The organism is Acinetobacter sp. NIPH1876 (assembly GCF_022808535.1).
Classification (GTDB): domain Bacteria; phylum Pseudomonadota; class Gammaproteobacteria; order Pseudomonadales; family Moraxellaceae; genus Acinetobacter; species Acinetobacter higginsii.
In genome coordinates this window covers 253,501-276,318 of sequence record NZ_JALGBR010000003.1, presented here as the reverse complement: position 1 = coordinate 276,318, position 22,818 = coordinate 253,501, and the positions used below count along the sequence as shown (strand labels likewise).

Annotated in this window: 20 protein-coding genes; 9 read left to right on the top strand and 11 right to left on the bottom strand. The window is 41.2% G+C overall.

The window, feature by feature from the left end:
* Window positions 1-43: 43 nt before the first annotated feature.
* The 7 genes from lpdA to sdhC all read right to left on the bottom strand — a co-directional run bounded on the left by lpdA (window position 44) and on the right by sdhC (window position 9,748).
* Window positions 44-1,477, bottom strand: coding sequence for a dihydrolipoyl dehydrogenase (lpdA, locus tag MN869_RS05195; protein WP_241304772.1), 1,434 nt, complete (start codon window positions 1,475-1,477; stop codon window positions 44-46).
* Between the two features lie 91 nt (window positions 1,478-1,568).
* Window positions 1,569-2,762 (bottom strand): 2-oxoglutarate dehydrogenase complex dihydrolipoyllysine-residue succinyltransferase, encoded by a 1,194-nt coding sequence (gene odhB / locus MN869_RS05190; protein ID WP_005205873.1) that lies wholly within the window; start codon window positions 2,760-2,762, stop codon window positions 1,569-1,571.
* Window positions 2,762-5,602, bottom strand: a complete 2,841-nt coding sequence (locus MN869_RS05185) for a 2-oxoglutarate dehydrogenase E1 component (RefSeq protein WP_216077137.1) — start codon at window positions 5,600-5,602, stop codon at window positions 2,762-2,764. Before MN869_RS05185 ends, odhB begins: the two co-directional genes overlap by 1 nt.
* 746 nt (window positions 5,603-6,348) lie before the next feature.
* Entirely contained in the window at window positions 6,349-7,059 is a 711-nt protein-coding gene (locus MN869_RS05175) for a succinate dehydrogenase iron-sulfur subunit (RefSeq protein WP_004664446.1), read from the bottom strand.
* A 14-nt stretch (window positions 7,060-7,073) separates the two neighbouring features.
* Window positions 7,074-8,969, bottom strand: coding sequence for an FAD-dependent oxidoreductase (locus tag MN869_RS05170; protein WP_005322752.1), 1,896 nt, complete (start codon window positions 8,967-8,969; stop codon window positions 7,074-7,076).
* A 12-nt stretch (window positions 8,970-8,981) separates the two neighbouring features.
* The gene (gene sdhD / locus MN869_RS05165; protein WP_004652198.1) at window positions 8,982-9,347 is read right to left on the bottom strand and encodes a succinate dehydrogenase, hydrophobic membrane anchor protein; all 366 of its coding nucleotides are present in this window, start codon (window positions 9,345-9,347) and stop codon (window positions 8,982-8,984) included.
* Complete coding sequence (gene sdhC, locus MN869_RS05160; protein WP_017401997.1) at window positions 9,347-9,748, bottom strand: succinate dehydrogenase, cytochrome b556 subunit; 402 nt, start codon at window positions 9,746-9,748, stop codon at window positions 9,347-9,349. The genes sdhD and sdhC overlap by 1 nt, the downstream gene beginning before the upstream one ends.
* Before the next feature lie 899 nt (window positions 9,749-10,647).
* On the opposite strand from sdhC, the gene gltA reads away from it, so the two are divergent.
* Together gltA and MN869_RS05150 are read left to right on the top strand one after the other, a co-directional pair.
* On the top strand, window positions 10,648-11,922 hold the full coding sequence (gene gltA, locus MN869_RS05155; protein WP_004652200.1) for a citrate synthase: 1,275 nt from the start codon (window positions 10,648-10,650) through the stop codon (window positions 11,920-11,922).
* Window positions 11,923-12,038: 116 nt separating this feature from the next.
* Window positions 12,039-13,814 (top strand): DKNYY domain-containing protein, encoded by a 1,776-nt coding sequence (locus MN869_RS05150; protein ID WP_241304771.1) that lies wholly within the window; start codon window positions 12,039-12,041, stop codon window positions 13,812-13,814.
* A gap of 66 nt (window positions 13,815-13,880) precedes the next feature.
* On the opposite strand, the gene MN869_RS05145 is transcribed toward MN869_RS05150, so the two are convergent.
* The gene (locus tag MN869_RS05145; protein ID WP_026057483.1) at window positions 13,881-14,378 is read right to left on the bottom strand and encodes a DUF1289 domain-containing protein; all 498 of its coding nucleotides are present in this window, start codon (window positions 14,376-14,378) and stop codon (window positions 13,881-13,883) included.
* A gap of 109 nt (window positions 14,379-14,487) precedes the next feature.
* On the opposite strand from MN869_RS05145, the gene MN869_RS05140 reads away from it, so the two are divergent.
* Window positions 14,488-15,420, top strand: a complete 933-nt coding sequence (locus MN869_RS05140) for a rhodanese-related sulfurtransferase (RefSeq protein WP_241304770.1) — start codon at window positions 14,488-14,490, stop codon at window positions 15,418-15,420.
* A gap of 144 nt (window positions 15,421-15,564) precedes the next feature.
* Window positions 15,565-16,188: a DedA family protein gene (locus MN869_RS05135; RefSeq protein WP_005205886.1), complete on the top strand. Its 624-nt coding sequence runs from the start codon at window positions 15,565-15,567 to the stop codon at window positions 16,186-16,188.
* Between the two features lie 12 nt (window positions 16,189-16,200).
* Here MN869_RS05135 and MN869_RS05130 read toward each other — a convergent pair whose 3' ends face one another.
* Window positions 16,201-17,088 (bottom strand): LysR family transcriptional regulator, encoded by an 888-nt coding sequence (locus MN869_RS05130; RefSeq protein ID WP_005205888.1) that lies wholly within the window; start codon window positions 17,086-17,088, stop codon window positions 16,201-16,203.
* A gap of 101 nt (window positions 17,089-17,189) precedes the next feature.
* Here MN869_RS05130 and MN869_RS05125 point away from each other — a divergent pair, with 101 nt between their 5' ends.
* Complete coding sequence (locus tag MN869_RS05125) at window positions 17,190-17,795, top strand: LysE family transporter (protein ID WP_005205890.1); 606 nt, start codon at window positions 17,190-17,192, stop codon at window positions 17,793-17,795.
* Window positions 17,796-17,935: 140 nt separating this feature from the next.
* Here the strand turns inward: MN869_RS05125 and MN869_RS05120 are convergent, their stop codons facing one another.
* Window positions 17,936-18,460 carry a YecA family protein gene (locus MN869_RS05120; protein ID WP_004803148.1) on the bottom strand — a complete coding sequence of 175 codons (525 nt, stop codon included), beginning with the start codon at window positions 18,458-18,460 and terminating at the stop codon, window positions 17,936-17,938.
* Window positions 18,461-18,532: 72 nt separating this feature from the next.
* Complete coding sequence (locus MN869_RS05115; RefSeq protein WP_004803146.1) at window positions 18,533-18,739, bottom strand: hypothetical protein; 207 nt, start codon at window positions 18,737-18,739, stop codon at window positions 18,533-18,535.
* 348 nt (window positions 18,740-19,087) lie between these two features.
* On the opposite strand from MN869_RS05115, the gene rpoD reads away from it, so the two are divergent.
* From rpoD to MN869_RS05095, 4 genes are all read left to right on the top strand, one after another.
* A complete protein-coding gene (rpoD, locus tag MN869_RS05110; protein ID WP_241304769.1) occupies window positions 19,088-20,971 on the top strand; it encodes an RNA polymerase sigma factor RpoD in 1,884 nt (627 codons plus the stop codon).
* 138 nt (window positions 20,972-21,109) lie between these two features.
* Window positions 21,110-21,397 (top strand): DUF493 domain-containing protein, encoded by a 288-nt coding sequence (locus MN869_RS05105; RefSeq protein WP_004652212.1) that lies wholly within the window; start codon window positions 21,110-21,112, stop codon window positions 21,395-21,397.
* 151 nt (window positions 21,398-21,548) lie between these two features.
* Window positions 21,549-22,202 (top strand): lipoyl(octanoyl) transferase LipB, encoded by a 654-nt coding sequence (gene lipB, locus MN869_RS05100; RefSeq protein WP_241304768.1) that lies wholly within the window; start codon window positions 21,549-21,551, stop codon window positions 22,200-22,202.
* Window positions 22,203-22,283: 81 nt separating this feature from the next.
* Window positions 22,284-22,817 (top strand): hypothetical protein, encoded by a 534-nt coding sequence (locus MN869_RS05095; protein WP_004652214.1) that lies wholly within the window; start codon window positions 22,284-22,286, stop codon window positions 22,815-22,817.
* Window position 22,818: the final 1 nt, after the last annotated feature.

Below are 22,818 nucleotides of genomic sequence, written 5' to 3'. Positions count from 1 at the left end.
ATCATCATCATTCAAAAAAAGTGTGGCGAACCACACTTTATATTTATTTACGCTTACGTTGAATCGCGTGGATTGCACGACCGTCAACAGAAAGCGCTGCTTCATGTACAACTTCAGAGAAAGTCGGGTGACCGAAAGTCATCAATTGTAAATCTTCAACAGAAGAAACAAATTCAAGCGCGATCATACCTTGGTGTACGATATCAGATGCATTAGGACCCACAACGTGCATACCTAAAAGACGATCTGTTTTCGCATCAGCAACGAATTTCACAAAACCAGCAGTATCACCAGCAGCCAACGCACGACCATTCACCGCAAACGGGAATTGACCTGCTTTAACTTCATGACCTTTTTCAGCGGCTTGTTCTTCAGTTAAACCGACCCAAGCTGCTTCTGGGTGTGTGTAAATAACGCTAATGATCGTGTCATAGTTCACTTGAGCTGCGTGACCGTGAATACGTTCAACAGCCATTACGCCCTCTTCCATTGCTTTATGTGCAAGCATTGGACCGCGTACCAAGTCACCAATCGCGTAAACACCTTCTACAGATGTTTGACATTGGTCATTTACATCAACCAAACCACGCTCAGTCAATTTAATGCCTGAATCTTCAGCCAATAAACCCTCTGCATATGCTTTACGGCCTACACAAACGATTAACTTGTCAAAAACTTGTTCTTTGTCTTCGCCAGCTTGGTTATATTTAACCATTACTTCGCGACCATTGGTTTCAGCACCAGAAACTTTTGCACCGATACGAATATCTAAACCTTGTTTTTTCAAGATTTTTTGATATTCCTTCGCCAATGCTTTGTCTGCCATTGGTAAGAAAGCATCTAATGCTTCAAACACAACAACTTCTGAACCAAGACGACGCCATACAGAACCAAGCTCTAGACCGATAACACCCGCACCGATCACACCAAGACGCTTAGGAACTTCTGGGAATTTCAATGCGCCAGTCGAATCAACAATTAAGTCTTCATCAACAGGTGCAACTGGAATATTGACAGGTACAGAACCCGTCGCAAGAATCACGTACTTTGGTTCTAAAACTTGTACTTCACCTTCAAAAGGTGTGAATTCTACTTTTTTACCTGCAAGTAATTTACCCGTACCTTGTAACCACTCGATACCATTACCTTTTAGTAATTGAGCAACACCACCCGTCAATTGATCAACAACTTTGTCTTTACGTGCCAACAAAGTGTCTAAATCAAATTTAACTTCACCCGTCGTAATACCGTGTTCAGCAAGTTCGTGAACAGTTGCTTCGTAACGGTGAGAAGAGTCAAGCAATGCTTTAGAAGGGATACAACCCACGTTTAAACAGGTACCACCTAAAGATGGCTTACCATTGTGAATACGTTTTTCGATACAAGCGACTTTGAAACCAAGTTGAGCTGCACGAATCGCCGCTTCATAACCACCAGGTCCACCGCCAATGACAACAAGATCAAACTGTTGAGACATTTTTCTATTCCTTAAATCTCCCCCTAACCCCCTCTTTACAAAGAGGGGTAGCCCTCTTTATCAAAGGACTATTTAGGGGGATTTAAATATGTTAAAGATCAAGAATGAGTTTAGCTGGCTCTTCTAACAATTCTTTGATTGTTACCAAGAAACCTACTGCTTCTTTACCATCGATTAAACGGTGGTCATACGAAAGCGCTAAGTACATCATTGGCAAGATTTCAACTTGACCATTTACCGCCATAGGACGTTCTTGGATTTTATGCATACCCAAGATTGCAGTTTGTGGCTGGTTTAAAATAGGGGTTGAAAGCAATGAACCGAAAGTACCGCCGTTCGTGATTGTGAACGTACCGCCAGTCATGTCTTCGATACCTAACTTACCGTCACGTGCTTTGAAAGCATAGTCACGGATACCGTTTTCAACTTCCGCATAGTTCATACGGTCAGTATCACGAAGAACAGGAACAACCAGACCACGGTCAGAAGAAACTGCTACACCGATGTCATAGAAACCGTGATAAACGATATCATCGCCATCAATAGATGCGTTTACAGCTGGGTAGCGTTTTAATGCTTCAGTCGCTGCTTTAACAAAGAAAGACATAAAGCCTAAACGCGCACCATGACGTTTTTCGAAAGCGTCTTTATATTGCTTACGCATTTCCATGATTGGCTTCATATTAACTTCGTTAAACGTTGTTAACATTGCAGTTTGTTGTGTCGCAGCCAATAAACGCTCAGCAACACGTTTACGTAAACGTGTCATTGGAACACGTTTCTCGATACGCTCGCCTACAGCAACGCTTAATGGTTGAACTGATGCAGCAGGTTTAGCTTGATGGCTAGCAACATCTTCTTTAGTGATGCGACCACCACGGCCTGTACCTTGTACGTCAGCAGCATTGATACCAGTTTCAGATAATGCTTTACGAACCGCAGGCGCTTGGTTTGAATCAACAGCTTGAGTTGATGCAGCCGCAGGCGCAGATGCAGCAGGAGCCGCCGCGGCTGGAGCAGCAGCTTCAGGAGCAGCTGCAGCAACAGCACCAGCTTCGAATTGAGCAATCACTTCGTCAGAAAGAACTGTATCGCCTTCACCTTTGATGATTGCAACTAAGCTACCATCAGCTGGAGCAACCACTTCTAAAACAACTTTATCGGTTTCAATGTCACAGATCACTTCATCACGTGATACAGGTTCACCTACTTTCTTGTGCCAAGTTGCGATCGTACCGTCAGCAACTGACTCTGGAAATACCGGTGCTTTAATTTCGGTTGCCATTATTTAGAATCTCCTGATTGTTCAACTTCAATCGCAAGTGCGTCATTGATAAGCTGAGCTTGTTGTTTTGCATGCAAGTATGGCGAGCCACAAGCAGGTGCGGCAGATGCTTCACGACCAGCATAGCTAATACGGATTTGTTTACCAGATTTAAGAACATCTTCATACAAACGAGGAACGATGAACAACCAAGCGCCTTGGTTCTTCGGCTCTTCTTGTGTCCAAACAAGTTCTTGAATGTTTGGATAAGCTGCCATTACTTCAGCTAAGCGTTGTTCTGGGTATGGATATAACTGCTCAATACGAACAATCGCGATATGGTTTAAACCAAGCTCACGACGTTTTTCGAGTAAATCGTAATAAACCTTACCGCCACAAAGCACTAAGCGAGTTACGTCAGCTTTGTTGATTTGATCAATTTCATCGATCACAGTTTGGAATGAACCGTTTGCTAATTCATCTAAAGTTGAAGTCGCAAGTTTATGACGCAATAACGATTTTGGCGACATCACGATCATTGGCTTACGAATCGGACGAACTGCCTGACGACGTAATGCATGGAAAATCTGTGCTGGTGTCGTAGGTGTCATCACTTGCATGTTGTCTTCAGCACATAGCTGTAAGAAACGCTCTAAACGTGCAGATGAATGCTCTGGGCCTTGACCTTCATAACCGTGTGGTAACAACATGGTTAGACCACAAACACGCTCCCACTTGGTTTCACCCGAAGCGATAAACTGGTCAATTACAACTTGTGCACAGTTAGCAAAGTCACCAAATTGAGCTTCCCAAACGATCAAGCTTTTTGGCAATGTCGTTGAATAACCGTATTCAAATGCAAGTACTGCTTCTTCTGACAGTAAAGAGTCATAAACCGCAGTACGTGGCTGATTTTCTTTGATATGGCAAAGTGGGATATAAACAGAACCATCAACTTGGTTATGTAATTTGGCGTGACGGTGCGAGAATGTACCACGACCCACGTCTTCACCCGTAATACGAACCAAGAAACCATCATCAAGTAAAGTCGCATACGCTAAAGTTTCTGCAGCACCCCAGTTGAGTGGCATTTCACCTGTTTGCATTTTCACGCGATCATCAATGACTTTTTGAACTTGACGCTGTAATACAAAACCTTCTGGCAATGTATTCATTTTCAAACCAAGTTCTTTCAAACGATCAATGCTGAACGTTGTATCCCAAAGATCGGTGTATTCATGGCCCAAATAAGGTGTCCAATCGACGAACATCTTTTTATTTGGTTCACGAACTAAAGCATTGGCAACGTGGTTTCCTGCTTCTAAATCAGAACGGTAGCCTTCAACCATGGCATCAGCACTTGAACGATCAAGTACTTTCTCTTGAACCAATTGATCTGCATACAAGGTACGCGTAGTCGCTTTCTTGTTGATCACTTGGTACATCAATGGTTGAGTTGCAGATGGTTCATCTGCCTCGTTATGACCACGACGACGGTAGCAGAACAAGTCTAAGATCACATCTTTACGGAACTCATGACGGAAGTCATGGGCAATTTGAGTCGCGAAAATAACAGCTTCAGGATCATCACCATTCACATGGAAAATTGGCGACTGAATCATTTTTGCAACATCAGTACAGTATTCGGTAGAACGTGTATCGCGTGGATCAGAAGTCGTGAAGCCCACTTGGTTATTAATCACGATATGAACGGTACCGCCCACTGTGTAACCACGTGTTTGTGACATTTGGAAGGTTTCTTGGTTTACACCTTGACCTGCAAATGCAGCATCACCATGTACAATCACAGGAAGTACATCATCACCGCCAATGTCTTTACGACGAACTTGACGTGCACGTACTGAACCTTCAACCACAGGACCAACGATTTCTAAGTGGGATGGGTTAAACGCCAATGCTAAGTGAACTTCGCCACCTGGAGTCATGACGTTTGAAGAGAAGCCTTGATGATACTTAACGTCACCAGAACCTTTTTTATGTAGGCTCTTGCCTTCGAACTCACCAAACAGATCAGCTGGGTTTTTCCCCATGATGTTGACAAGAAGGTTGAGACGGCCACGGTGTGGCATACCAATCACAACTTCTTTACAACCGACACTACCTGCACGTTGAATGATTTCGTTCATCATTGGAATAAAAGACTCACCGCCTTCTACACCGAAACGTTTTGCACCAACGAATTTGTTACCAAGATACTTCTCTAGGCCTTCAGCAGCAGTTAAACGCTCCAAGAAACCTTTTTTCTGATCATTGGTATAATTGAATTTACCGCGAACACCTTCCAAACGCTGTTGAATCCAACGCTTTTCTTTGGTATCAACGATATGCATGTATTCTGCACCAATTGAACCGCAGTAAGTTGCTTCCATGGCATCAACCATTTCAGACAATGTTGCTTCTGCTTTACCAATTGCGAGGTTGCCTGTATTAAATACAGTATCGAGATCAGACTTAGTTAAACCGTGTGCAGATAAATCGAGGTCAGGAACGTCTTCGCGTTTCGCAAGACCTAATGGATCGAGTTTAGCTTTTTGATGACCACGGTTACGGTAAGCAGCGATGAGTTGTAATACACCAATTTGACGACGCTCATGTTCTGTACTTACAGTGCTTTGTACGACAGGTTGAACTCGGCTTGCATTACGTCCCAAAAGGAGGAATTGCTCGCGCACACTGCCGTGTGGTTGATCACCTTTAGGGTATTTATCGAAATATTCACGCCAATCCTCTGACACTGAGGTTGGAGAAGTTAGGTACTGCTCGTATAGCTCTTCAATATACGCTGCACTATCAGCGGAAAGTTCAGTGTCAAGACGCGATGCGTCAGCAACTTCTTGCATTTTTGGACCCATTTCCTATTGCAAAAAATAATACAGGCTGCCTTTTAAGCACACCCATGATTCATAGTGTCAAATTGGTAAACACGACACTACTACTCAAGATCATCCAACCTTGAGACATTATTACTACACATCAGGAGTATTCCCTTTGATGTAACAAATGAGCTACGCACCTTCAATTCAAGGCACATAACTCATTTTTCATACTCGATGAAATCGAGCAATTTTTTGCAAATCATTTTAGAAAAATTAACTGGATTTTTAACTTTTCTAAATTGACTTTTTCCATGAAATCTGTACAAATCTCTAAGGCATTATCGATCGATAACATCCAGAATCTGTTTATTTTTTGATTTCATTTGTGGCAGAAATCCTATCATGTTCTCAAGCAGGGATTGATTTTTTTGACACATACCATCTATAAAGCAGCGAAATACACACATCAAATTATATTCTAATATACCGCCCTTTTGATAAAAGTTGCACTCCAATTGATCAAAAATAAACATTCTCTACAAATCTTGCACAAACCTTATTCAGTTTGATGAAAAATAAATCAATATATTTGTCATATCGATTCCCATGATTTGGTTTAACAGCAAAATCTATAAATATTTAAGGCCTCATTTCTAAAATTCAAGCCCAACTTTTGCAAATAGATATTTTTTAAGCAGTCAGGAATTACAGCAACCATAAAAAAAGAAGCCCCTTTCGGAGCTTCTCTTTTTTACGCTAGAAAAAGCAGATTAACCCGCTTGATCCAACAGCATATTACGAATGTGACCAATAGCCTTTGTCGGGTTCAAACCTTTAGGACATACTGATACACAGTTCATGATCCCTTTACAGCGGAACAAAGAGAATGGATCGTCTAAACGAGCCAAACGTTCTTGTGTTGCCGTATCACGAGAGTCAATGATGAAGCGGTATGCATTTAACAATGCAGACGGCCCAAGGAACTTATCAGGGTTCCACCAGAATGATGGGCATGACGTTGAACAACATGCACAAAGAATACATTCATATAGACCATCTAAGTGTTCACGTTCTGCTTGAGACTGTAAACGCTCTTTTGCCGGTGCAGGCTGATTATTAATCAAGAATGGTTGGATCTTGTCATATTGATCATAGAACTGATTCATGTCTACAACCAAGTCTTTTACCACTGGTAAACCAGGTAAAGGACGGATCACAATCTTCTCTGGCAAGTCGTTCAAGTTCCACAAGCACGCTAAACCATTTTTACCATTGATGTTCACACCATCCGAACCACAAATACCTTCACGGCAAGAGCGACGGAATGTTAATGACTCATCTTGCACTTTCAACGCAAGTAACGCATCAAGCAACATACGGTGCTTATCAGTTAACTCAAGTTTGAAAGTTTGCATGTACGGCGCTTTATCCTTATCAGGATCATAGCGGTAGATTTCGAATGTACGAGTGCCTCTACTCATCTTTGTTCTCCCGATTAGAATGTACGTGGTTTAGGTTCAATTGCTTCAACCGTTAATGGGCTGAAACGTACCGGCTTATATTCAAGACGGTTATCTGATGAATACCATAAAGTATGCTTCATCCACTCATCATCACGGCGACCGTAAGAATAAGTTGGGTGATCAGGTGCTAACTCATAGTCAACAACTGTATGCGCACCACGACATTCTTTACGTGCAGCAGCAGAAATCAGAGTCGCCTTCGCAACTTCATACAAGTTTTCAACTTCTAATGCTTCAACACGCGCAGTGTTAAATACTTTAGATTTGTCTTTCAAATGAATGTTACGAACACGCGGCTCAATCGCAAGAATTTCTTTTACGCCCTTATCAAGCAATGCTTGAGTACGGAATACACCGGCGTGATCTTGTACGATGTCACGGATTGCATCAGCAACTTCTTGTGCATTTTCACCCGTTGTTGAATCATCAAGCTTACGGATACGCGCTAAAGTGTTCACCAAGACATCAGTTGGAAGCGGTGCATAATCATCGCCATGATGTTTAGTTACATAGTCAATGATGTGCTCGCCCGCTGCTTTACCGAATACCACAAGGTCGAGCAATGAATTGGTACCTAAACGGTTTGCACCATGTACTGATACGCAAGAACATTCACCAATTGCATAGAACCCTTTCACAGGTTTTACGTAATCACGAGTACCGACATAATGATACTCTTTAGTGTCTTTGTTGTAGCTTGCAGAGAATTCACCTTCTTCTACACCATGTGGTACAACCACTTGGCCATGAATATTGGTCGGAATACCACCCATTTGATAATGGATTGTTGGTACCACTGGAATTGGCTCTTTAGTACAGTCAACGTTTGCAAACTTCTTACCAATCTCAAATACAGACGGAAGACGTTTCATAATCGTTTCAGCGCCTAAGTGAGTCATATCCAATAAGATATAATCCGCTTTAGGGCCACAACCACGACCTTCTTTAATTTCTTGGTCCATAGAACGTGATACGAAGTCACGTGGCGCCAAGTCTTTTAAAGTTGGTGCATAACGTTCCATGAATGGTTCGCCGTCTTTGTTACGAAGGATACCACCTTCGCCACGACAACCTTCAGTCAACAATACGCCTGCGCCAGCAACACCCGTTGGGTGGAATTGCCAGAATTCCATATCTTGCAATGGAATACCTGCACGAGCAGCCATACCAAGACCGTCACCAGTATTGATATAAGCATTGGTTGATGCGCGATAAACACGACCCGCACCACCTGTAGCGAATAAGGTTGCTTTGGCTTGGAATACAGCAATGTTACCTGTTTCTTGGTCAATCGCCGTTACACCAAGTACATCACCTTCTTCGTTACGGATTAAATCTAATGCAATCCATTCAACGTAGAACTGAGTACCCATTTTCACGTTGCTTTGATACAAGGTATGCAATAACGCATGACCTGTACGGTCAGCAGCAGCACACGCACGTGGAACTGCTTTTTCACCATAGTTTGCAGAGTGACCACCAAATGGACGCTGATAGATCGTACCATCTTCATTACGGTCAAACGGCATACCCAAGTGTTCAAGCTCATACACAACTTTTGGCGCTTCACGTGTCATGAACTCGATTGCGTCCTGATCGCCTAACCAGTCAGAACCTTTCACCGTGTCATAGAAGTGATAATGCCAATTATCTTCTTGCATATTACCTAACGACGCACCAATACCACCTTGAGCGGCAACTGTATGCGAACGTGTTGGGAATACTTTGGTCAATACAGCAACTTTTAAACCCGCTTGAGCAAGTTGGTAAGCAGCACGCATACCAGAACCACCACCACCAACGATAACTGCGTCGAAAGTGAGGTTTTGAATATTTGAATAATCTTCTTTAGGGTTAATTGCGCCCATGATCTCTTCCTATCAATTTGCCCAGAAAATCTGGATACCCCAGATTGCGTACACGAACACTGAAATAATGACAGCAGAAGTGAGTACAAGGCGTAAACCTGAAGCTGAAGGGCCCATTTGACGAGTCGTCACATAATCAGTAAAGACTTGCCACATACCAATCCAAGCGTGTGCAACCAGCGATAACACTGCTAATAAAGAGAAAATCTTCATTGGCAAAGTCAGCATAAAGCCAGCCCACTGTTCATAACCAAATCCGCTATTGCAAAGGATCCAGCCAAACAACACTACAGTGTATGCAGCTAACACTACAGCACTGACACGTTGGATATACCAGTCGCGAGAACCTGAACCTGTTAAACCTGTAGCACTTTTCATCAGAACATAATCCATACGAATGCTGCGACAATACCAACCGCAGACAAGATCAATGAAACTGTAGCAGCGATACGACCGCTTTGAAGTTCTTCAGCAAAACCGAGGTCAGCAAGTAAATGCTTCACACCTGCAATAAAGTGGAAAATCAAGCCAGCTACAAATACCCATACGATGAAACGTACAATGATATTTCCGAAAACGACATTTTTAACGTAGTCAAATCCTTCTGGTGAAGATAAAGATTTATCCAAAATCCATAAAAGAACTGCGACTAATAAGAATACGATTACACCTGATAGACGGTGTAGAATTGATGCAATAGCCACGGGTGAGCGTAAATTTACCGCTAACACCTGACCCATGGACAAATTGACAGGTCTGTTGCTTTTCACAGCGGGCATCCTGTAGGTAGAAACTCCATCCGGAGTTTGTTTGAATTAATTCAAAGGAAAGCTGGCATTGTTAGGCAAGCACAGCACATGCCTAACCTATAAACGACACCGAATTATAAAACGTGAAATATCAAAATACAAACAATCAACTTTCGCTTTAGTCGAAAAAAACTTTAAATAAGAATCATTCACACGCATAATAGCGGCGATTAATGCATCAAGTTTAAGCAAAAACAACTATCTGATTGTTTTGTAATGATAAAAATAAAATACTATTTTTTATAGATACTTTTTAATTTTATAAATTCTTTTCTTCATATTTCACAAAAAATGCCCTTTTCAGCGTCAAAGCAGCGCAATTTTTCAACCTTTATATATAGCCCCAAATAATACTGCTCATTTATATATTAAATATAATTAATTAATAATCTATTTTTAAGATTCCTTTTACCAAATTCAATGAGTCATTTTTTAGGCAATTAATCGCACCAAAATGCACCAATAATGAATTTACCTAGAGCGCTTTTGATTGCTTTTTGAATGAACAGTTCACGGCAAAGTATGGCCGTTATAGGGCTTGCAGACGGGATAAGTATTTATTTTATAAGCAGCAACATCTGACCCAAATAAAAATTTACTTACAATTGGACTGATGCTTCATTTTTTTTATGCACCTGAAACTTGATTTGACATATTATACTCGACCGGTGCTGTGATTTTACTCAGTTTTTTCTTCGATACTGAATGACTAATTGACTGTAGCAACGTCATTTTTTATCCCTAAGTATAATTGACAAAATTTTAGTAACCACTAATCTTATAGCAAATTTTGACACCGTCTGATTCGCACATGACAAGATTAGTATTTCGAGTCAGATAATCATTCACCAGGACAGGAGATCTATTGAATGTCTGCAGCAACTGGCAAAAAAGCCGTATTACAGCTTGATGGCAAAGAAATTGAATTACCAATTTACAGCGGCACATTAGGCCCAGATGTAATTGACGTTAAAGATGTATTGGCATCAGGTCACTTTACTTTCGATCCTGGTTTTATGGCGACAGCGGCTTGCGAATCTAAGATCACATTCATTGATGGTGACAAAGGTGTGTTATTACACCGTGGCTATCCAATTGATCAATTAGCGACTCAAGCAGACTACTTAGAAACTTGCTACTTACTACTTAATGGCGAGCTTCCAAATGCTGAACAGAAAGCAGAATTTGATGCGAAAGTACGTAACCATACGATGGTTCACGATCAAGTAAGCCGCTTCTTCAATGGTTTCCGTCGTGACGCTCACCCTATGGCAATCATGGTTGGTGTTGTTGGTGCATTATCTGCGTTCTATCACAATGGCTTGGACATCGAAGATGTTAACCACCGTGAAATTACTGCAATTCGTTTAATCGCGAAAATCCCTACACTTGCAGCGTGGAGCTACAAGTACACTGTAGGTCAACCATTCATTTACCCACGTAATGACCTTGGTTATGCGGAAAACTTCTTACACATGATGTTTGCTACGCCTGCTGACCGTGATTATAAAGTAAACCCAGTTCTTGCTCGTGCAATGGATCGTATCTTCACGCTTCATGCTGACCACGAACAAAATGCGTCTACGTCTACCGTTCGTCTTGCTGGTTCTACTGGCGCGAATCCATATGCATGTATCTCTGCAGGTATCTCTGCACTTTGGGGACCTGCTCACGGCGGTGCAAACGAAGCTGTACTTAAAATGCTAGATGAAATTGGTAGCGTAGAAAACGTTGCTGAATTCATGGAAAAAGTAAAACGTAAAGAAGTTAAACTCATGGGCTTCGGTCACCGTGTTTATAAAAACTTCGATCCACGTGCGAAAGTCATGAAAGAAACATGTGACGAAGTTCTTGCTGCATTAGGCATCAACGATCCACAATTGCAACTTGCAATGGAACTTGAGCGTATTGCACTGAACGACCCGTACTTCGTTGAGCGTAAGCTTTACCCGAACGTAGACTTCTACTCAGGTATCATCTTAAAAGCGATTGGTATCCCAACAGGTATGTTTACGGTGATCTTCGCGCTTGCACGTACAGTTGGTTGGATCAGCCACTGGTTAGAAATGCACAGCGGTCCTTACAAGATCGGTCGTCCACGTCAGCTTTACACAGGCTCGACTCAGCGTGACATCAAACGTTAATCTCGATTAACGTTAATAAAAAGGATGCTTCTGCATCCTTTTTTTGTTTTATCGGTTATGCTCTTGAAATAAAACTTAAACAACTTTCATTTTGCAGAACTCATTTTATCGAGCCAATGATCAAAAAAACCACTGTTTTGATGCAAGTCACACTGCCCGTCTTTCAAATAAAAATGGCGTCTTTCGCATTATTTCTATTGATGATCATACTGACTTGGCTGCTACTGGTTTACTTTAGTTATGATTTAAGCCTGTACTATCTTTATCAATTCCTGCCTTTCTTTGCCCAACTGCTCAGCATTGCTTTGATGTTTGCTTTATTGATAGCAACGCTTTACCTGTATAACCAGCTTTATCAGAAATACTTTAGCCATCCCATCACCTTTAAGTTATATCAGCAAGGCATCGCTCTGGAAGATTCCAAGCAATCTACTTTTTTCTGTTGGCAAGATTTGATCCAGATACAACTTCGACAACAGCAGGCGCAAATCCACAGTCTCAATCTACTCAGTAAAACCCAACCTTATCAGCAGTATTTTTATTTTAATTCATGGATGTGGCCTGCCACATTAACCCAGCAACATTGTGAGTTTTTACCGTTCTGGAAAAAACTGGAAGCGCTGGCAAAACAGCAACAATTGCAACGGATCAGCAATACAAGTACCCACAAGAAAACCCATATTGATATCATTCGCCTCATTGCAGATCAGCAAGCGCTAGACACTTTTCAACGAAAACAGAGATGGTCTGCTATCGGATTAACGCTTGGTATTTTAGTCAGCTTTAGCCTATTTATTGCCTACCTACTCTGGCATGAATTTAACGATGGCAGCATTGATCTGCCCCATCAACAAACCCAGTCAATCTCTGGCACAAATTTTGAAAGCTATCAAAATCAGGTCTATATTTTTAAACAAGGTCAAGGTACTTTTTTAGTTCCCCAAGTAAAGGCTAATCAATTTACAGGTTTAGCTCTGAGTAATCCCCCTAATCGTGCAGATGAGCTGTATAGCAATGTCGGTAAAACACCGCAACAGGTTTACTGGCAAGACCACATCTTGTCTCAATTAAATCCTGCGCAAACACGCTATTTAGGTAATGATTTCACCAAAGATCATCAACAGGTTTACTTTCGCGATATAGGTTTAACCAACGCGAATGCCGCTCATTTCTCGACAATATTACATCCAAGATTCAATACACTTAGCTATTTTTACGCCAAAGATGATCAACAGGTCTATTACAAAACAAAAGCATTAACAGATTTAGATCCACAACAGAGCCAAGCATTTCCAAATAGTAGTCAATATATCCACGATCACCGCTATGTTTATTATCAAGACAAAAAGCTGGGCAAGTTAAATGCGCAACAGACGCAAATTTTTAGTAGAAGTAACCGTTTTAGTCAGAACTTAAATCTAGCAACAGACGGTCGATCTTTTTATTTAAATGAACATCCATTACCACATATTGCTGAGCACAAGTTTTGGGGAACAACACCTGTTGATTTATCACACCTGCAACTCATTGGTAGCCAAAGCAGTGAGCCCTATACAGGAAATTTCAGTTATATTTTTACAGATCAGCAAAACATTTATATCTATGATGAATTTTATCAACGATTAAAAGTGCTCTATCGATTTCCTCAACCAATGCAGTTGCAGGTTCTGGAGGATCGGCGCTTTAGTGATGGAAAAAATATGTACACCATCACTGAAAAGATCTACCGATCTAAAGGACGCTCTTCAGGAACGACCACACATGGTTTTAAAATAAGCCTGATTCGTGAACAAGATCAACAGATCATGGCACAATATTTTGCTCGCAACCCTAGCGCTTTAAAACTATCCAACCTGTTTCATAACCGGGAGATCAACGGATCTCAGAATTAACAAGATCAGCTGGATGTTGATCAACACCCTTCATAATCGACAAGATTACCTACAACATCTGATTGCTTAAATCTCATCTTCTTCTAGCTCTAATGCACGCAATAAGGTATTGCTGATGCCATCCGCACGCAACCAAGCCAATTCATAGCTGGCCTTCGCCAGAGCCAGTACACGACGTTCAAACTCATCCCAGATCGGTTTAACCTGAGCATCGCTAATTCCCAGCCCACTATCATGTGCCAAGTGTTTGTTTTTTTCACAAATCTTCAAAGCATGATAAAGCTTACGTCCTTTACTGGCACTTTCTAATACGCGTGTACGCTTGTTCTGAATAAAGCCTTCAATATGCGGTAAATTTGCATGAGGCAACAAGGGCACCAAAATTTGATCCAGTTGCGCATCTAAACGCTTCCACACCATCAAACGCTGCTCTGCAGTATAGGTATTCCACTGAATCACTTCATGATTAAAACGGCGACAGCCACGGCAAACCAGATCACCAAATACCGTTGAACAACGCCCTGCACATGGGGTCAATGATGGGATTCGACGATCATTACTCAAAACCAACTCCTCTAAAACCATATTTATTTTATGGTTTTCTCGCTTATTTTCAGATTTCGCGCTAAAATGTGCGCCTCATTTTTCTATCTTAATACATTTGGAGTTATCCATGAACGCTACTGTAGAACAGCTTGCACCTGTAGAACAGCAAGCGACCAATAATTGGGTTGTTGCGGCACTATATCAATTTAAAGAAGTTTCAGATGCAGCAGATCTGCAACAACGTCTTTTGGACTTAGTGAATAGCATCAATTTATGTGGAACTCTGATTGTAGCGTCTGAAGGAATTAACGGAACTGTTGCTGGTGACCGTGCCGCGATTGATGCAGTTCATCAATTCCTTCTCAACGAAGGTTTTAACGAAATGGAATATAAAGAGTCTGAAAGCTCTGAAAAGCCATTCCGTAAAATGAAAATTAAACTTAAAAATGAAATTGTAACTTTAGGTGTAGAAGTCAAGCCACGTGATTTAGTTGGCCACTATCTTGATCCTAAAGAATGGAATGAGCTGATTAGTCGTGATGATGTGATCTTAATCGACACACGCAATGACTATGAATACAAAGCGGGTACATTCAAAGGTGCAATTGATCCTAAAACAGAATCCTTCCGTGAATTCCCTGAATACGTAAAACAGAATCTTGAACAGCACAAAGACAAAAAAATTGCGATGTTCTGTACCGGTGGTATTCGTTGTGAAAAATCTACCTCCCTCTTGCTTCAAGAAGGTTTCAATGAGGTTTATCACCTGAAAGGCGGTATTCTTAAATATCTAGAAGAAACACCTGCTGAAGAAAGTATGTGGGAAGGTGAATGTTTCGTTTTTGATGGCCGTACTGCTGTTACTCATGGTGTTGAAGAAGGTGAAAACATCAAGTGTCATGCTTGCGGTTGGCCATTGACCAAAGTTGAAGCTGAACTGCCAAGCTATGAACATGGCGTATCTTGTGTTTACTGTATTGATAAAACCACGGACAAGCAAAAAGCAGGCTTCCGTATGCGCCAATCACAGATTGCTGCTGCAAAACGCAAACGTCTGTAAGCTGAATAAGTAAATTAAAAGCCATAGTTTAACTATGGCTTTTTTATTGTGTTGATAAAAATCATGTAACGATTCACCCCTTGAGCATTACCCTGCACCTCTCTATGCTAAAAATAATAATCAAATGAGCTATATAAGGACATTATGGGACTTGAAGAGTGGGTCTTATCGATCATGGAAAAACTTGGGTATTTAGGTATCGCATTTTTAATGTTCCTAGATAATATCTTCCCGCCTATTCCCTCAGAAATCATTATGCCATCGGCTGGCTATACCGCTTCAAAAGGTGAACTCACCCTGATCGGCGTCATTATTGCAGGAAGTGCTGGTTCAATTTTAGCTGCGATGTTGTTCTATTGGATCGGTCGAAAAGTACCACAACAACGACTGTTTCAGTTTATCGAACGTTATGGCAAATATTTACGCATTCAGGTTGCTGATCTGGACAAAGCACTGACATGGTTTAACAAACATGGGCATCGCATTGTTTTCTTTGGACGAATGATTCCTGCAGTTCGTTCCTTGATTAGTATTCCCGCAGGGATCAGCCGAATGCCTTTTAGTAAATTCATGCTCTACAGTAGTGCTGGAACACTAATTTGGACCAGTTTCCTTGCCTATCTGGGCTATCATTTTAGTGAAAATCAGGCACTCATGCTGGCGATTCTACAACGCATCAGCTATCTGATCTTCGCCCTAATTGCCTTGTATATCATCTGGTGGGCAATTAAAAAGTTTTACCCATCTAAATCAAATCACAACCAATAACACCAACAAAGCTTAGACCTGAGATAAAACTGCGTTAAATCCCAGTTGGCTTTTATGCATTTCATCCCTTAACCAGTCTCTCAGCAATACTTTACGAATATCCGCCTCAAAAGGCTGGGCAGACAATAAATGATAGGCCGAACCATCCGCATAAGTCGTGGTGAGTGGTTCCAGCATCTGATATTCCATTTCTCGTTCAACCATATAGGCTGAAACCACTGTTGCACCTAAACCCGCCAAGCAAGCCTCAATACAGAGATAAAAATGCTCAAGCGAAGATCGTTTTAAATCACTGAGTTGTGCTGGATGCCGACGTTTAAACTGTTGCCATAGCTGAGGTCTGGACTTGGAAATAAACAGCTGTGTCATTGCCGCATGATCACTCTTCGCCCGCACAGCGAGCATCTGTTCATCCGCAATTTTTTCACTATACAGGGCTGCGCCCCAATCAAAATCATCTCTTCTCAGCGCCACGTCGATATGCTGTGCAGTAAAATCCACCGCTCCACCACCGGTTAACAAGCTCACCTCAAATTCAGGATAGCGCTGTTTAAATTGCGCTAAACGGGGAATCAGCCATTTCATGGCCAGTGTCGGTTCACAAGAAAGTATCAGGTTCTTTTGCACTTTATTGTGTTGTTGTAATTGCACTACGCACTGCTCGATCTGTTGAAAGATCTGTTGACAGCAATCAAACAGCACTTCACCTTCTGAGGTCAAAGTTAATTTTCTGGCTTCACGTACAAATAACAGCAAGCCTAAACCTTCTTCCAAGTTTTTAAGTTGCTTGCTTACCGCACTTTGCGTCACAAATAGCTTTTCCGCAGCAAGGGTCACACTTTCATAACGGGCCACGTAATAAAAAAACTTGAGTGAATTCAAAGACAATCGCTCAATCATTCCAAAAACTCATGCATAACAAGAATTAAATTCAATTTTAAATATAGCAAGAATATGAAAAATATAAAAAATCTTTAATGATTCAGTTTAGGAATAGATGAGTGAATGAAATCATTGCCGTCGGCATCGTCACCCTGCTTGCAGTCATCAGCCCAGGTGCTGACTTCGCCTTGGTGACCCGAAACAGCTATCTCTATGGTCGCCATTTGGGCATGTGTACCGCCTACGGCATTGCAATCGGTGTCTGGGTCCATATCAGCTACAGCTTGATTGGACTCAGCTTTTTACAGCAACACCTCCCCAGTTTAATTCATCTAATTCAATATATTGGTGCAGCTTATTTGATCTATATTGGCTACAAAACCTTTACCCAAGCCCCCATTCTGTTTGATGACAATAGCCATCAAATCACACGTTGGCAGGCCATCAGGCATGGTTTTCTCACCAATAGTCTCAACCCCAAAACTACACTTTTTGTCATGAGTATTTATGCACAAGTCATGCCCAGCACCAACAACCTGCACACACTAATCGGCTATGGTTTTTTTATTTCTAGCAGTCATTTGGTTTGGTTTTGTCTTGTTGCACTTTTTTGTTCTGCTCCTTTGATTCGCAATAAAATTCTCGCTCGACAAATCAGCATTAATCGAGTGATTGGTTGTATCTTGAGTGCTTTAGGACTGAGTCTATTTTTCGCTCATTTTTAAATAATATTGATCTTTAAACGATCTAAATGTAAAGCAACAACGCCAACTGTCGGCAATAAAAAAACGCCTTCTAGAGGCGTTTTAATATTCTATTTGTTTGTCATTCTTCAACCGCAATGATCACAGTATCCGAGGTATCCTTATGCTGGCGTATGGTACATCAGATAGAGTTCATTTAAATTATTTGGAATTTCTTCCGCTAATTCATCCATCAACTGACCATTGCGACGGAAAGATTCCATTTGTGGATCTTCTTCATCAATTCCGCTAAACACCATAATTGGTAATGTTAAATCGATAAGCTGTTCTTCAAACTCAGGTGCAAACCACGCATCTTCATTAAGGAACATGGCATCAACAAAACCAACACTCCAATCACCTAAGCTCGATTCAACGTCCGCTTCTTCGATTTCAAATGGAAACTCGATTCCATTTTCATTGGCTAAATCTTGACGAATAGACTCCAACCAAAGCTTAACCTGCTCAAGCACTTCAGCAGGAAGTTTCTTTTGATTACTCTCGAAAAGCTCATCTAACCAACGATCAAATTGTGGACCAACTGCAATCGCACACAAAAAGCCATGAGTCGCTGCAAAATCTAGACCATATTCATTTTGATCGCCGTCAAGATAGTTACTCAATAAGTCTAAATCTAACGTGCTCATTCTTTAATCCAATTTTAAAAATACATCGTCAACAGCATAACATTTTCGGACATAAAGTCTTAGCAATTTTGCTTAGTCTTCGTCATCAAGATCATCGTCGTCGAAATCGTAATCAAAATCTTTGAGTTCTCGCTCTAAACGACGTTGCGCCAGAAGCTCATCAATCAAACGGCGCTTTTCTAATGATTCTTTGGCAGTAATTTTTCCAGATGACTCATCAAAACCTGCATCATCTTCACCATAGTTATCATCATCTAATTCAAAATCTGTAGAAGACACTAAGTACCTCTAATGAAAAAATATAAATGGGTCTAGCCGCTATTTATCGGTCTTAGCCAACCTTGTCAAGTTTTATTTGTTTTTTTTGTGATAAAACGATGTTTTGTACTTTTTTTCGTCAGTTTTTTTGTGTATTTATAATCTAAGAACAATTGTAATTAAAAAACATCTTTAATCAGGACTGACTGCTTGAAAATTTATGACTCAACCCCATATTCAAGAAACGAACGTGAAATCAAAGCTATTTTTATTTTAAAGTTAACGGATCGAATCCAAAACATTCATCGTGAATTGTGCTATCATGCACGGTTTTTCACCGCCCCAGATTCAACAAAAGAGTAAGCAAAGATGAGCGATATGAATTCCCCTACTTCGCAAGTAGCGGCTCTGATTAGCCGAGGCAAAGAGCAAGGTTATTTAACTTACGCTGAGGTTAACGATCATCTACCAGACTCAATTACGGAAAGCGAGCAGATTGAAGACATCATTCAGATGCTTCAAGACGTTGGTATTCCAGTGCATGAACGTGCACCAGAAACCGATGACACCATGTTTGGTGAATCAACTGAAGCGGCTGACGAAGTTGCCGAAGAAGAAGCTGCTGCCGTATTAGCATCGGTTGAAAGTGAGCCTGGTCGTACCACAGACCCTGTACGTATGTATATGCGTGAAATGGGTACGGTTGAACTTCTTACACGTGAAGGCGAAATTAGCATTGCAAAACGCATCGAAGAAGGTATTCGTGACGTTTTACATTCGATTGCTTACTGGCCAAATGCTGTTGAAGTTGTTTTACAAGAATATAATGACTTTTTAACTGGTGAGCGTCGTCTTGCCGATATTCTCTCTGGTTATTTAGACCCTGAAACTGACGAAGATATTCCAGAAGTTCTTGAAGAAGAAGCTGAGCTTGAAGAAGACGAAGATGCTTCACCTAAAGCAAAAGACGTCAAACTCGATGATGATGACGAAGAAGAAGAATCTGAAGGTGATGATGATTCTGAAGGTGAATCAGGTCCAGACCCCGAAGTTGCCAAAGTTCGTTTCTCTGAATTAGAAGCGGCTTGGAATGAAACTAAAACGGTGGTAGCGAAACACGGTCGTGATAGTGATGAAGCAAAAGCTGCGCTTGAAGCGCTTGCTGCTGTGTTCATGATGTTCAAATTTACACCACGCTTATTCGACATCATTTCAGAAATGATTCGTGGTACACATGACCAAATTCGTTCAAATGAACGTGAAATTATGCGTTATGCAGTCCGTCGTGGTCGTATGGATCGTACCCAGTTCCGTATGACCTTCCCTGAGCAAGAATCAAATCCAGCTTGGTTAGACGAACAAATTGCCAAAGCACCGGCTGAAACCAAAGCACATTTAGAAAAAGTACGTCCTGACGTATTGGCATTCCAGCAAAAAATTGCAGATATTGAGAAAGATCTTGGTTTAAACGTTAAAGATATCAAAGATATCTCGAAACGTATGGCTGTTGGTGAAGCGAAAGCACGTCGTGCCAAGAAAGAGATGGTTGAAGCGAACTTACGTTTGGTAATTTCGATTGCGAAAAAATATACCAACCGTGGCTTACAGTTCCTCGACTTGATTCAAGAAGGTAACATCGGTTTGATGAAAGCCGTGGACAAGTTTGAATATCGTCGTGGTTATAAATTCTCGACTTATGCAACGTGGTGGATTCGTCAGGCGATTACACGTTCGATTGCCGACCAAGCACGTACCATTCGTATTCCAGTACACATGATTGAAACGATTAACAAGATCAATCGTGTTTCTCGTCAACTTCTTCAAGAAATGGGCCGTGAACCGACTCCTGAAGAATTGGGTGAGCGTCTGGAAATGGACGAAGTTAAAGTTCGTAAAGTACTTAAAATCGCAAAAGAACCGATTTCGATGGAAACACCGATCGGTGATGATGAAGATTCGCATCTTGGTGACTTCATTGAGGACTCAAACATCACTTCACCAGTGGATGCTGCGACCTCAGAAGGCTTAAAAGAAGCGACACGTGAAGTACTTGAAAACTTGACTGAACGTGAAGCAAAAGTATTGAAAATGCGTTTTGGTATCGATATGCCAACCGACCATACTTTAGAAGAAGTAGGTAAACAGTTTGACGTAACACGTGAACGTATTCGTCAGATTGAAGCGAAAGCGTTACGTAAGCTTCGTCACCCTTCTCGTTCAGAACACTTACGTTCATTCTTGGAAAACGACTAATCTTTGGGAAATCTTGTGCTAGACCAATGCATTGTATTGGTTTAGCGCAGGACTTGAAGTTCAATACTTCATCCCCATCTATGTATTAGATCAAAAGCGCCTGCACTGATGCAGGCGTTTCAAATTAAGAGGTTGCTCATGTTAGACCGCACTCCTTCTCGTGAATTGCAAGAACATCTTTGGGTTTTCCCGATGGACTATCCGATCAAATTGATTGGTAATGCAGGGGATGAACTTCGAGTGGCTGTTGTTGATATTTTGCAGAAGCACTTCCCTGAATTTGATGGCGACACAGTGAAAGTTCAGCCGTCTCGTACAGGCAAATACCACTCTTTAACGGCACAATTACGCTTTGAAGAGCTGGAACAAGTTCATGCCTTATACGCTGATCTTGCAGCCTGTCCTTTAATTAAGACAGCGCTTTAATAAAGAAGTCCAAAATACGAAAGTGTTTTGGACTTTTTTTTGCACTAAAAAATAAGCTTCAACATTTTGATAAATAGCTATTTATCCTCCCCAAATCATTACATAATTAAGCTATTGACCATTTAAAAACTGTAAAGGATGTTCTGTTGTAATGAGTGCTGCAAAACCAACTTTAATCATTCGTTGTTTCAATGATCTACAAGATTACACGACGCGTTTTGAAGCAATGAAAGACTTCACAACTCATCGTGATGAAACCACACCCGATGAAGTTTGGCTGCTTCAACATCAAGATGTCCTGACCCAAGGACAAGCAGGCAAGCCTGAACATATCCTTCTGCACAGCAACCTGCCGATTGTACATACTGATCGCGGTGGCCAAGTCACTTGGCATGGCAGAGGTCAATTGGTTGCCTATTTCCTGTTAGACCTGAATCGCTTGAAATGGCATGTGCGTACTTTGGTCAGTTTTGCAGAACAAGCCATGATTGATCTACTCAAAAAATATAATATCAATGCCTATGCCAAAGCTGATGCCCCAGGCGTTTATGTCGATGAACGCAAGATTGGTTCTCTTGGTTTTAAAATCCGTCGTGGCCGTAGTTATCATGGTCTGGCCCTGAACATCGACTGCGACCTCACTGGTTTTCAAACCATTAATCCCTGCGGTTATGCAGGTTTAGAGATGGTGCGCTTACAGGACTTACTGACAGATTATCCAAGCTTTGAACAGCTTTGCGCTGATTTTGTCCACTATCTGCAAAATACCGATTTCTTTAATGACCTTGTAGTCAAATCTGAATAATTTACTTTTCAATTCTAATAAAATAAATTAGAGTAAATACTCTAAATTAGCTTTTGCATAATTTTAACAAGGGATACGCAAGTGATTTCAACCAAAGCAGTGAAGCCCACGTTGCAATTTGCCTACGTCAAACTCATGATGGATGTTGTGGGTCGTGGCCTCGTGATGGCAAGCCAAGTGGATGATGAAGTACAACAGGAAGTGTCGAAGTTTCCTGTTGGTTTTATCCTTTCAATGAATGTTTTCCCCAATGGACCTGCATTTGTTGCTCGAGTAACCGAAGAAAAACAATTAGAGCTATTGTCCAACTACAAAGGCAAGCCTGATTTAACCATTACCTTCAAGCATTTAACCCACGCCTTTTTGGTATTTTCTTTCCAAGAAAGTACCGCGCAAGCGTTTGCCAATGACCGTATGATTGCCGATGGTGATGTTTCAAGTGCCATCCGTCTGGTGCGTTGCTTGAACAAAATGGAAGCCTTGATTTTACCTAAGCTAATCGCTTCACTTGCAGTCAAGCGCTACCCTGCTGAATTAACATTAAAAGAAAAATTCACGGGTGCAAAAAATATTTATCTTAAAGTCGCAAAATCATATCTCAAACGGAGCGCATAAC